We start from the raw sequence: 12,347 nt of genomic DNA on the forward strand, positions 1-12,347 counted from the left end.
CTTTTGCTTAAGCGGGTCGCGTAAGCGAATACGACGGAATAATTCTGGCGCAAAGTTTGGAATACCACTGAACTTAAGCTTTTCACCTTGCGTGAAGGTATCACCAATTTGAATTGTACCGTGGTTATGAAGACCAATAATGTCACCTGCGTATGCTTCTGCTGCGCGCTCACGGTCGCCAGCCATAAAGGTTACCGCATCAGAAATGCTGACCTTTTTACCAATACGCACATGGTCCATTTTCATACCTTGCTCATATTTGCCCGATACAATACGCATAAAGGCAATACGGTCACGATGTTTCGGGTCCATGTTTGCTTGAATTTTAAATACAAAGCCTGAGAACTTTTCTTCTTCAGCAGTAACAACACGATCATCTGTTTGACGCGGCTGTGGTGATGGTGCCCACTCGGTTAAACCATCAAGCATATGGTCAACACCAAAGTTACCAAGTGCAGTACCAAAGAATACTGGCGTTAATTCACCTGCAAGGAAAAGCTCTTTATCAAATTCGTGAGACGCACCCACAACAAGCTCAAGCTCTTCACGCAATAACTCAGCTAACTCTTCACCCACAGCTTCGTCAAGTTCAGGGTTGTCTAACCCTTTAACAATACGTACTTCTTGAATTGTATGGCCTTGACCTGTTTGATATAAAATCGTTTCATCGCGGTGAAGATGGTAAACACCTTTAAACTCTTTACCACAACCAATTGGCCATGTGATTGGCGCACAGGCAATGTTAAGCTCGCTTTCAACTTCGTCCATTACTTCCATTGGGTCACGGATATCACGGTCAAGTTTGTTCATAAAGGTAACAATTGGCGTATCGCGCAGACGCGTAACTTCCATTAGCTTACGGGTACGGTCTTCTACACCTTTCGCGGCATCAATTACCATTAGGCACGAGTCAACCGCGGTAAGTGTACGGTAAGTATCTTCCGAGAAGTCTTCGTGTCCTGGGGTATCAAGTAGGTTTACCAAACAGTTATTGTACGGGAATTGCATTACAGAGGTAGTAACTGAGATACCACGCTCTTTTTCCATTTCCATCCAGTCTGATTTAGCATGTTGATTCGAACCACGACCTTTTACTGTACCTGCTTTTTGCAGAGCTTGTCCGAAAAGAAGTACCTTTTCAGTAATGGTTGTTTTACCCGCATCCGGGTGGGAGATAATCGCAAAGGTGCGACGTTTGCCAACTTCAGTTGAAATACTGGACATGAATACCCGCCAATCGCTTAAAATTCAAGGTTAAAAATGGGGCGAAATTATACCTGTTTACCCACTTAGAGTGCAATTAAAGCGTAGCCAATATGTGTGTTTTTATTGTATTGATAGTTCGAAATACTCAAACCACCGTTAAATACGTTTTGATTCAGTTTAGCTAAATACGATTAATACCTATTACAATTAAACTGTGCTATGGTTGAGCTATAAATCTAATAAATGTCGAATCTTTTTTTGCAATTATGGCTAGCCGAATTATTTTGCTTACGTCTGCAATTATGTTATCAGTTTCTGCTCCCTCAGCATTTGCTTCAAATGCTGATTATGATCTTGATGCCTTACAAGCCCTCAGCTTAAAAGATTTACTCAATGTGCAAGTAAAAACAGCTAGCTTAAAACAACAATCGTTATTAGATGCCCCTGCCAACATAAAAATTGTCACTGATGAACAAATAAAACAGCGCGGCTATCAAAATTTAATAGATATATTACGCGATGTGCCGGGTTTTGATTTTGCCAATCACCAAGATGCGGCTGGTGAATACACCAGTCATAGTATAAACCGCGGTATTGGTGGTACTCCTGGTAATGTTCAATTACTTATTATGATTGATGGCATAGTGCAAAATCACATAGCCTTTAATTGGTCTCAACCTTGGGGTAATCAGCAAATCCTAGCTGATATTGAGCGTATTGAAATAGTACAAGGCCCCGGCTCTGCAAGTTATGGTGCCAATGCGTACTCAGGTGTAATTCACTTTATTACCAAAAAAGCGCAGCTATCATCTGGACAACGCTTAAGTGTGCTTACAGGCGAGCATGGTGAACGTTCAATCCAGTTTATGCTTAACCAAAATATCTCTGAATTTAGCTTACAATTAGCTGGGCGTTATTTTACCCAAGATGGTGACTCTGGTTTAGAAAGTTATGACCCTGCAGACTATTTTACAAACCACCTCTACCCTAATTATTTAACGCAGCAGTATCTTGACGGGCATTATATTGCTAATGGTTTAAACCCGCTGGCAGGGCAATATCAACAAGCGGGATTCAATAATCAAAGTGATGATACTGCACTTAGAGGTAAGCTTGTGTGGCACAACCCGAGGTATAACGAAGGGATAAGTCATTTTGAAGTCGGTTTTAATAACTGGAAACAAGAACAAGGTCTTGCAAGTTATGTCACAGGTTTTGAATACCAAACACGCGATGCTTCTTACAAAAAACACCATAGTTCACAACATTATTATATTGATTTAGACTATCAATTTTCACAACAGTTTGAGCTTGCGAGCCGCCTTTGGCAAAGAGAAAACAAACAAGAGCCCGATACCGGCTTTAAGTATAGTTATCGCTTTGTTGATTTGGTTAAAAGCTATCATAGCCTGAGCAAACAAAGAGCATTTGAGCAACAGCTTAACATTTCAAAGTGGCACGATATTGACTGGCAATTCGGTTATCGCCTTATGCGCTCAGAGAAGATGAGTCAAATAGTCTCCCTGGGTGATTACCAAATAGGTAAACAAGCTTCAACGTCATCAGATTGGTTGCTTGCTGAGGCTGGTATGGGCCTCAATAATTTCAATGAATTCCCAGTTCAGCAGGTCGATGAAAAAGCACTTTACGCTGAAGCACAAGGCTATATTACTGATAAACTTAACTACACTTTTGGTTTTCGCTATGACCGAAGTGATGCTTTTGGTAAAACGACTAATCCTCGCGCTGCAATTAACTTCAATGCTAGTCAAAACCTTGTGTTTAAATTGCTATACGGAGAAGCTTTTCGTGAACCGAGTGTGTTTGAGTTAAATGATGAATTTCGCGGTAATGCAAATTTAAAACCTGAACAAATTAAAACCACCGAGTTAGTAAGTCATTACTTTTACGAACGAGCAAAACATCAATTAGACGTCAAAACCGCTTTTTTTTACAGTCAGGAAGATAATCGCATCACCCTTGATATGCATGGTGCTGACACCAGTTTCCGCTTTGCAACAGCAAGCACAGTAAGCTATAAAAATGCAAAAAACAGTGATTATTGGGGCGCAACATTAGATATAAATTATAGCTACAACCAACTGCTATCTGCTTATTTTAATTATCACTATTCTGATGGTGATCAAGATTTAGCTGCAAATGCACTTAACCATACCACAGATCATAAAATTAACTGGGGAATTAACTATCAATTGATGCCGCATTTAACCATTGATTTTAGAGCTAATCATTTAATTGGACGAAATGCTCCAATCAGCAATGCTTATTTCACAGACAATATTGCTAACCTTTCACTCTATAATCTTGTGCTTTCTGCGCCTAACATGAGATTTTCAGGTGTAACAGTGACCCCTCAAGTTATAATTAAAAACCTTTTCGATGAACAATATGTGTTAGCCGGAAGACAAGATGGTGCAAGTGATATCACCGCATATGATATAAATAACAATGCCGACCCCGACGGTTTTACACCTGCTTACCATCCACAATTAGGACGCACATTAGCATTCCAGTTATTAGTGAGTTTTTAAGTTCAGAATTACAAACCAAGATTAATCTCAAGATGTAAACGTTTTAATCATATAGCGTGGCAATATCCAGCACAGTTTCATCCCAAACCAAGCCAATAGCATCACTGCTTTTTTTGTTTAAGTAAAACATAGGACGGCCATTTTTTACGCTCAACCCTAATGTTATACCCTGTTTCACCATATCAATATCATTGGTTACTAAAAGGCTTAAATGTTTTAAACTGTAAATCAGCGCATCACTAAGGTTTATTTGCCCATCAAGATAAACAATGTCATAGCCTTGCGATGGCAACCCTGTACCATACTTTATAATACCAAGCTGTTGGTTGCGTTGCTTTGCTTTGAGTAAATTAAACGCTTGATAAACATCTTGGTTATTAATAACGAAAATTGTTAATTTAGGCTTTTCAGAAAGCGCTTTTTCGAATGGTATTAATTTGGAAAGCAGCACAACCTGCAAGTTAGCAGGCAACTCATTAGCAAAAATTTGCCAAGATAAACTAAGCAACATCAAACTTGAAGCGACAAAAAAACTGTTAATCCATTTTAAGCGTCGTAACACAGACCTATCGTCACCTTGCTGTAAGTTATATACATACGCTTATTCAAACACTCCATATAGATAAGCTTAAGTACTCTAAAATGTCCCTGCAACATACACGCAAATTATTGTACTGATTGTAATTATATTCATATACTAGTACAAAAATATGCTAGATTATAGAAGAACTTTTGTTGAAAAATGGAAAACGATGAATAACAACAAGTTGAGCGTAAGGCTGCTATGGTATATTACCCCGCTTGTGATTATTCCAATGGCAATACAAGGGATTTTTTCTCTAACCAATGTAACAAGCTCTTCTGAAAAACAAGCTGAAGCAATTGTCACGCGTTTTGTAGAACAGCAAGTTAATAAAAGCCAAAATTTTACACAGTTTTATAATTCAATTATTGAGCTACTTTCTGCTTCGCCCGTTTTAAACAATTATCTTATCTATAGTTATGAAGAAAATGACAAACCATCCAAGGAGCGCACTAAACTTGTATCATCTCTCGTTGACGAGTTTGGCAATTACGTCGATTCCTTTCCACATATTTTGAGTATTGGGATAATAAATCCTCGTGGTGATGTACTTAGCTATTATCCTAAAGCGGTTTTGGAAACCCGTGATAGCTACCCATTTAGTAACCAACTAACCAACAAGCGCAAACAGCAAAACATCTTCTTTATCGCTGAAAACGATGAAACATCCATATACATAACTTATCGCTTATTTGATTCACGCTTTACACTCGACTCACCAAAAGTATTGGGATATTTAATTTTCCATATTGATAGCGATGAAATTGCAAAAAGTGTTGCTAATGATTATTTTTCGGACACTGTTAATTTTATCATGGATAGTTCTGGCAAGATTCTGTTTTGTAACCAAACTGACCTCAACAATCACTATGTTTCAGAATACGAATTACAGCTTTTAAAAAAAACCGCCAATACCGAGGTATTTAATCAGCTTTCACTACATACACTCACTGACGATACCCGAATGATTTTAGCGAATTCGATGGGGAATGATCTTTATTTTGTTACGGCACTTAATAAAAATTCGCTCTATAAAGCTGGCCAAACAATTACCATGTATACCGCCCTACTCATTTTATCTACTGCGATATTTTTGCCTGGGATTATCTTTTTGGTGGTACGTCGCATGCTGCTAAAACCCATTGAGTCATTAGCTGAGGCAAGTCATAAAGTGGGGGATGGCAACTTAAATGTGAACTTACCGCAGGATAGAAAAGACGAACTCGGCATGTTATTTCGTGATTTCAATCACATGGTTAACCAAATTAAGCAATACCAAACAGAGTTACTTGATTACCGTGAGCATTTAGAAGAAAAAGTGGTTACCCGTACCCAAGCCATCGCAAAAATTAATAAAAAGTTAGAGAAGGCAATTGTCGAGGCCGAACAAGCAAACCACCTTAAAAGCCGTTTTCTTGCCAATATGAGCCATGAAATTCGTACTCCACTTACAGCTATTATGGGCTTTACAGAAACAATCTTGGCGCAAGAATCAAACAATAAAAAAGCCAAATATCTAAGCACAGTTTTGAGAAACTCTAAACACCTGCTCGAACTAATAAACAATATTCTCGACCTATCAAAAATCGAAGCTGATAAATTGGAAGTTGAAACACGTGAGTTGGAACTAATGCCTTTTATCAATGATATAAAGAGCATTATTGAACCTATGGCTGTTGACAAAAAGCTCGCTCTTTCACTTAATATCGATTACCCGCTGCCAAGCATTATCCACAGTGATGAAACGCGCCTAAAACAAGTTTTACTCAACATTTGTACTAATGCAGTAAAATTCACAGAAAAAGGGGAAGTTGTCATTAATGTGCGCTACTCCCCTTCCACAGAAAAACTCATTTTTACTGTAATAGATAGCGGCATAGGCATGTCACAGCAAGAGCAAGAAAGAGCCTTTAAACCGTTCGAACAAGCCGATATAAGTACTACACGGAAGTTTGGTGGTACAGGCCTTGGCTTATGCATTGCCAAAAACCTTGCCCAAATCCTTGGTGGTGATATTACAGTAACCAGTAAACTCAGCGAAGGTAGTAAATTTGAAATCATTGTTGCTACCAATAACCAAAATCATAAAGTTGAAATGGTCAGCAGTGCTCATTCCGCAAAAGCAATGCAAAAAGAAGAATCTATATCGCACTCACAGCAGTTTGAAGGCAATATTTTGGTTGCTGAAGATAATCGAGATAACCAAGATTTGATCCGCTTATTATTGAGCCAGTGGGGTATATCACCTGACTTTGCAAACAATGGTGCAGAGGCTGTAGAGCAAGCGCTCACCAATGATTACGACCTTATCCTAATGGATATGCAAATGCCAGTTATGGGAGGTTTAGAAGCTACACAAATGCTGCGCAATGCAGCGTATGACGGCCCTATTGTTGCTCTTACTGCGAATGTAATGAAAAACGATGTAGATGCCTATCTTGAAGCGGGCTGCGATAAGGCATTAGCAAAGCCCATCGATAAAGTTCAGCTGGAACAAACCTTACAGCAATACTTAGCGCTTGGACGAGGTAGTCAGCAAAACTGGGAAGAACTATTCCAAGGTGAGCGTTTTAAACAAATCAGTGATAACTACAAGTCGAAGCTACCAAACTTATTAAAGCAAATTGATCAACTTAACGAACAGCAAGATCTGAACGAGTTACTAGCGCTTGCTCACAGCATAAAAGGCAGTGCAGGTTGTTTCGGATTTAATCATATTAGCGATGCTGCGGCTGAATTAGAATCTTGTATACGAGAGCATAACGAAGAGGGTCTTGATTACCACATTCTAAAATTAGAGCAGGCGATAATATTCATATTAAATCTAAACGAAGATGACTAAACGGTCAGAGCCATTAAAATAGCGTCTTCACGACCATGTTCGCTTGGGTAGTAACCTTTACGAATACCCACTTCGACAAAACCGATATAATTATATAAGCCAATAGCATTTTGGTTTGATTCGCGCACTTCTAAGAATATATTCTCGCCTTGCGCTTTGCTAACACTTGCCAACAAGTGATTGAGCATTGTTTTGGCAAGACCAGCACCTTGATAATTTGGGCTTACGCAAATATCCGTTAGGGTATAATCAGGACCTACTTGCTCAACAATATAAAAAGCAATTAGCACCTCGTTTTCAAAACAGCCATAAGCACTGTAACGTCCTGATAAACACGATAACATTAACTTTTCAGACATCGGGAACTGATGGCATTGTGTTTCAATGGTCATCAAATCAGAGAGATGAGTGTGATCTAATTTAATTAAAGTATTTGCTGCCATAATGTTTGCCATAACGCTCTTTTTTGTGAGCTTGTCAGTCTTTGATTATTCACTTTGAGTCGTGAGTTTTCAACTTCAAATGGAACTGCTAATGAACAAAATTCAAGTTTAATCTTATGCGACGTTAAAACTAATTGTAAGTCTTTTTGCAGCTGGATTAATTCAGGTTCTAGTGATTCACTCATTTGCTTTAATTGCAGCAATTCAATATCAAAAAGTGAACAAAGCCAATTGGAGTGCATAAAAATTTAATTTTTGGAATAATAGAATATTACGAAAAGAAGTGGCAGGGGCGACAGGACTCGAACCCGTAACCGTCGGTTTTGGAGACCGCTGTTCTACCAATTGGAACTACGCCCCTGCAATGACGACGCATTATAAGGACTCTTTGCTAAAGGTAAAGAAAAAAATTAAGAAAAAAACACACTCGCTCAAAATACCAGCAATTATTGCAATTCCTAATTGACCTCGTTTAGAGTTTGTTCGAAACTTAGGTAAGTTGGTAATCTAATCGGAACGGAATCTGACGCAGAGGTAATTTTGCATAAAGATCTCTTAAATTCCGTTGTCAAAATAACAAAACATCGAGATACAGACTCACTAGAGCTAAGCCTACTCTCAACCATCAGTGAATTTCTCTCACCGAAAGAAGCTGCCCTTTATAAAGATCTATCGCGCTTTAATAGCGCTGGTATTGAAAAAAGTGCCGCAATTGTCATGGAAGAAAATGGCGTTATCCACTGGTCATCGCGTGAAATTGATAATAACCCTTGTAAAGAACTTCTTTGCTGTATCGAATCAGCCTGTACAATCAGTCTTCAAGACAAGCAAGGGTGTGAAAAACGCTGGATCCCTGTCATTATTGATGATCATGTTTTAGGTGCAATGTATATTGAAGTTAATCAACTAAACTCAAACGAACAAGTTGCACTCAATGCACTTTGCCGCATTTATGAAAACTATTTAACCATTTTAAATGAAAGTGAGCGAGACAAATTAACGGGTCTTTTAAATCGTCAAACTTTTGATAGAAAGATTAAACTATTACTTGAAGATCAACTACATTCTCATAATTCGCCTGTAGAAAAAGGTATTCGCAATAAACACTACGATGAATCATCTTGGTTAGCAATTATTGATATAGACCATTTTAAACAAGTAAATGATACTTATGGTCATGTCTGTGGTGATGAAGTTTTACTGACGCTATCACAGAAAATGCAACAATTTTTCCGTGCAAGTGATCTTATTTTTCGCTTTGGTGGTGAGGAATTTGTGATTGTGTTTGAGCCTTCTACTCTACTTCATATCGCTACCAAACTCGCTCATTTTCAAGACTTCATTAGCGATCAAAAATTTCCTTTTGTTGAAGAGCTCACGTTAAGTATTGGTTTCGCGCGAATGAGTCCTTATGACTTTCCTATTTCAGTTATCGAAAATGCCGATAAAGCACTTTATGTAGCCAAAAGTAACGGTAGAAATCAGTGTATTTATTACGGTGATATTATTAAATCAGAAAACGATAAAAACCCACCACCAGTCAACGATATCGAATTATTCTAAAAAAACGCCAGCAGTAAGCTGGCGTTTTTAATTATCTTTTAAGTAGGGTTTATTCCCACTCGATTGTCGCTGGCGGCTTACCAGAAATATCGTAAACCACGCGCGAAATACCATCGATTTCGTTGATAATACGGTTTGATACTAAGCCTAAGAAGTCATACGGTAAGTGTGACCAACGCGCTGTCATAAAGTCGATTGTTTCAACACAACGAAGTGATACAACCCAATCATACTTTCGTGCATCACCCATAACACCTACTGACTTAACTGGTAAGAAAACGGTAAATGCTTGAGACACTTTATGATAAAGATCTGCTTTGTGTAGTTCTTCAATAAAGATGGCATCAGCACGACGTAATAAATCACAGTATTCTTTCTTAATTTCACCAAGAACACGTACACCTAGGCCTGGACCTGGGAATGGGTGACGGTAAAGCATGTCGTATGGAAGGCCAAGCTCAAGACCAATCTTACGCACTTCATCTTTAAATAGTTCACGCAGTGGCTCAACAAGACCCATTTCCATATCTTCAGGTAAACCACCTACGTTATGGTGAGACTTAATTACATGCGCTTTACCAGTAGCTGATGCTGCAGATTCAATTACGTCTGGGTAAATTGTACCTTGTGCTAACCACTTAGCATTTTGACGTTTGCCAGCTTCTTCATCGAATACTTCAATGAAAGTATGACCAATTGATTTACGCTTAGCTTCTGGCTCATCAATACCTGCAAGATTCGCTAGGAAACGATCTTCTGCATCCACTTTGATGATGTTTAAGCCAAATTTATCGCCAAACATATCCATTACTTGCTGACCTTCGTTTAAACGAAGTAAACCGTTATCAACAAATACACATGTTAGCTTGTCACCGATAGCACGGTTAATTAGCATCGCTACAACCGATGAATCAACACCGCCAGATAGGCCAAGAATAACTTCGTCATCGCCTACTTTTTCTTTAATACGTGCAACAGCATCTTCAATAATTGATGCTGGTGTCCATAATTTTTCACAGCCACAAATATCAATTACGAAACGCTCTAATAAACGTAAACCTTGGTGAGTATGTGTTACTTCTGGGTGGAATTGTACACCGTAGAACTTTTTCTCTTCCCAAGACATTGCTGCATGCGGGCAAGTATCTGTCTTCGCTGTTGTTGTAAATGTTTCTGGTATTTCAATAACTTTGTCACCGTGGCTCATCCAAACGTCAAGTTTGCCAATGCCGTCTTCAATGTGATCTTCAATTGCATCAAATAGTGCACAGTTACCTACTTTCTCAACGCTTGCGTAACCAAACTCTTTTTTATCTGAGCTGTGTACTTGACCACCAAGTTGCATTGCCATTGTTTGCATGCCGTAACAAATACCAAGTACAGGTACGCCAGCATTAAATACATACTCTGGAGCTCGCGGGCTGTTTTCTTCAGTAGTTGACTCAGGGCCACCCGATAAAATAATACCTTGTGGGTTAAATTCGCGAATTTGCTCTTCGGTTACATCCCATGCCCATAGTTCACAGTAAACACCGATTTCACGGATGCGACGGGCGATAAGCTGAGTGTATTGCGAACCGAAATCTAAAATCAGAACGCGAGAATCATGAATATTTTTGCTCATTAGTTGTCTCTTTCTAAAAATCCAACAACTCGATTGAAAACGGCAATTTCAATCGGGATACAATTAACTAAGGCTAGCAAAAAGCTAGCCTTATCGATAAATAAAAGCGCGAATTAACCTAAACGGTAGTTAGGAGCTTCTTTTGTGATTTGTACATCGTGAACGTGCGATTCACCCATACCAGCAGCGGTAACACGTACAAATTGCGGCTTAGTATTAAGCTCTTCAATTGTTGCACAGCCAGTAAGACCCATTGCACTGCGAATACCACCAACTTGTTGGTGAATAATATTAGCAATAGGACCTTTATAAGCAACGCGACCTTCAATACCTTCTGGCACTAGCTTCTCTTCAGATTTAGCATCTTGGAAGTAACGGTCAGATGAACCTTCTTTTTGGTTCATTGCACCTAAGCTACCCATACCACGGTAAGACTTGTAGTAACGGCCTTGATAAAGCTCTACTTCACCTGGTGCTTCTTCAGTACCAGCTAGCATTGAACCAACCATTACCAGTGATGCACCAGCAACAAGTGCTTTAGCAATATCACCAGAAAAACGAATACCACCGTCAGCAATCACTGGAATATCACGACCTTTTAAGCCTTCAACTGCATCTGAAATCGCGGTGATTTGAGGTACACCACAACCCGTTACAATACGTGTTGTACAAATTGAACCTGGGCCGATACCCACTTTAACAGCATTCGCACCAGCATCAGCAAGTGCTACCGCACCTTCCGCTGTTGCAACATTGCCCGCTACGATTTGTAAGTCTGGGTATGCTTCACGTGTTGCTTTAACGCGGTCGATAACACCTTGTGAGTGACCGTGCGAAGTATCGATAAGTAGAATATCAACACCTGCTTCAACTAACGCAGCAATACGCTCATCTGTGCCAGCGCCAACGCCAACAGCTGCACCTACGCGTAAACGACCTTGCTCATCTTTACACGCATTTGGTTTTTCTTGTGCTTTTTGGTAATCCTTAACGGTGATCATTCCTTTAAGTTTAAAGTCATCATTCACAACTAAGATTTTTTCGATACGGTGCTCATGCATAAGACCTAAAATAGTTTCGCGGTCAGCACCTTCTTTAACTGTTACTAGCTGATCTTTTTTCGTCATTACAGTCGAAATAGGCTGGTCTAGTTTTGTTTCAAAACGCATATCGCGGCTTGTTACAATACCAACTAGATTATTATCAGTATCAACTACAGGGAAACCTGAGAAACCTTTATCGTGTGCTAATTGAAGTGCACCTGCGATAGTAAGGTCAGCAGTAACAGTAACAGGATGAGAAACAATGCCCGCCTCATACGTTTTTACTTTACGTACGTTGGCAGCTTGCTCAGCAATTGTCATATTTTTGTGGATAAAACCAAGACCACCTTCTTGCGCTAACGCAATCGCTAAACGCGCTTCAGTAACTGTATCCATAGATGCAGAAACGATTGGCAAATTTAGTTCAATTGTTTTCGTTAGACGAGTTTTAAGGTTAGCTGTATGTGGTAATACAGTTGAGTGGCCTGGTA

Annotated in this window: 9 protein-coding genes and 1 tRNA gene; 3 read left to right on the forward strand and 7 right to left on the reverse strand. The window is 39.3% G+C overall.

Annotation, left to right across the window (positions count from 1 at the left end):
- The coding region (gene prfC, locus ABYD77_RS14330) for a peptide chain release factor 3 (RefSeq protein WP_372770804.1) at positions 1–1,224 on the reverse strand (1,224 nt) is incomplete at its 3' end.
- A gap of 284 nt (positions 1,225–1,508) precedes the next feature.
- Between prfC and ABYD77_RS14335 the strand changes: the two genes are divergently transcribed.
- On the forward strand, positions 1,509–3,758 hold the full coding sequence (locus ABYD77_RS14335) for a TonB-dependent receptor plug domain-containing protein (RefSeq protein ID WP_372770805.1): 2,250 nt from the start codon (positions 1,509–1,511) through the stop codon (positions 3,756–3,758).
- Between the two features lie 43 nt (positions 3,759–3,801).
- On the opposite strand, the gene ABYD77_RS14340 is transcribed toward ABYD77_RS14335, so the two are convergent.
- On the reverse strand, positions 3,802–4,320 hold the full coding sequence (locus tag ABYD77_RS14340; RefSeq protein ID WP_372770806.1) for a YfiR/HmsC family protein: 519 nt from the start codon (positions 4,318–4,320) through the stop codon (positions 3,802–3,804).
- Between the two features lie 190 nt (positions 4,321–4,510).
- On the opposite strand from ABYD77_RS14340, the gene ABYD77_RS14345 reads away from it, so the two are divergent.
- On the forward strand, positions 4,511–7,183 hold the full coding sequence (locus tag ABYD77_RS14345; protein WP_372770807.1) for an ATP-binding protein: 2,673 nt from the start codon (positions 4,511–4,513) through the stop codon (positions 7,181–7,183).
- On the opposite strand, the gene rimI is transcribed toward ABYD77_RS14345, so the two are convergent.
- From rimI to ABYD77_RS14360, 3 genes are all read right to left on the reverse strand, one after another.
- Positions 7,180–7,638: a ribosomal protein S18-alanine N-acetyltransferase gene (gene rimI / locus ABYD77_RS14350; protein WP_372770808.1), complete on the reverse strand. Its 459-nt coding sequence runs from the start codon at positions 7,636–7,638 to the stop codon at positions 7,180–7,182. The genes ABYD77_RS14345 and rimI overlap by 4 nt on opposite strands.
- Positions 7,608–7,868 (reverse strand): hypothetical protein, encoded by a 261-nt coding sequence (locus tag ABYD77_RS14355; protein ID WP_372770809.1) that lies wholly within the window; start codon positions 7,866–7,868, stop codon positions 7,608–7,610. Before ABYD77_RS14355 ends, rimI begins: the two co-directional genes overlap by 31 nt.
- A gap of 42 nt (positions 7,869–7,910) precedes the next feature.
- Positions 7,911–7,987 (reverse strand) — tRNA-Trp (locus ABYD77_RS14360).
- A 179-nt stretch (positions 7,988–8,166) separates the two neighbouring features.
- Between ABYD77_RS14360 and ABYD77_RS14365 the strand changes: the two genes are divergently transcribed.
- A complete protein-coding gene (locus ABYD77_RS14365) occupies positions 8,167–9,189 on the forward strand; it encodes a GGDEF domain-containing protein (RefSeq protein ID WP_372770810.1) in 1,023 nt (340 codons plus the stop codon).
- Positions 9,190–9,238: 49 nt separating this feature from the next.
- On the opposite strand, the gene guaA is transcribed toward ABYD77_RS14365, so the two are convergent.
- On the reverse strand, positions 9,239–10,813 hold the full coding sequence (gene guaA / locus ABYD77_RS14370) for a glutamine-hydrolyzing GMP synthase (RefSeq protein WP_372770811.1): 1,575 nt from the start codon (positions 10,811–10,813) through the stop codon (positions 9,239–9,241).
- A 113-nt stretch (positions 10,814–10,926) separates the two neighbouring features.
- A partial coding sequence (gene guaB / locus ABYD77_RS14375) for an IMP dehydrogenase (RefSeq protein WP_372770812.1) occupies positions 10,927–12,347 on the reverse strand: 1,421 nt, incomplete at its 5' end.

Source organism: Pseudoalteromonas sp. (assembly GCF_041629635.1).
GTDB lineage: Bacteria > Pseudomonadota > Gammaproteobacteria > Enterobacterales > Alteromonadaceae > Pseudoalteromonas.

What these genes read in the sequence shown, in the direction of transcription:
- ABYD77_RS14345 (WP_372770807.1), top strand. Translation starts at nt 4,511, where the DNA reads ATGAATAACAACAAGTTGAGCGTAAGGCTGCTATGGTATATTACCCCG.
- ABYD77_RS14335 (WP_372770805.1), top strand. Translation starts at nt 1,509, where the DNA reads ATGTTATCAGTTTCTGCTCCCTCAGCATTTGCTTCAAATGCTGATTAT.
- rimI (WP_372770808.1), bottom strand. Translation starts at nt 7,638, where the DNA reads ATGGCAAACATTATGGCAGCAAATACTTTAATTAAATTAGATCACACT.
- ABYD77_RS14355 (WP_372770809.1), bottom strand. Translation starts at nt 7,868, where the DNA reads ATGCACTCCAATTGGCTTTGTTCACTTTTTGATATTGAATTGCTGCAA.
- guaA (WP_372770811.1), bottom strand. Translation starts at nt 10,813, where the DNA reads ATGAGCAAAAATATTCATGATTCTCGCGTTCTGATTTTAGATTTCGGT.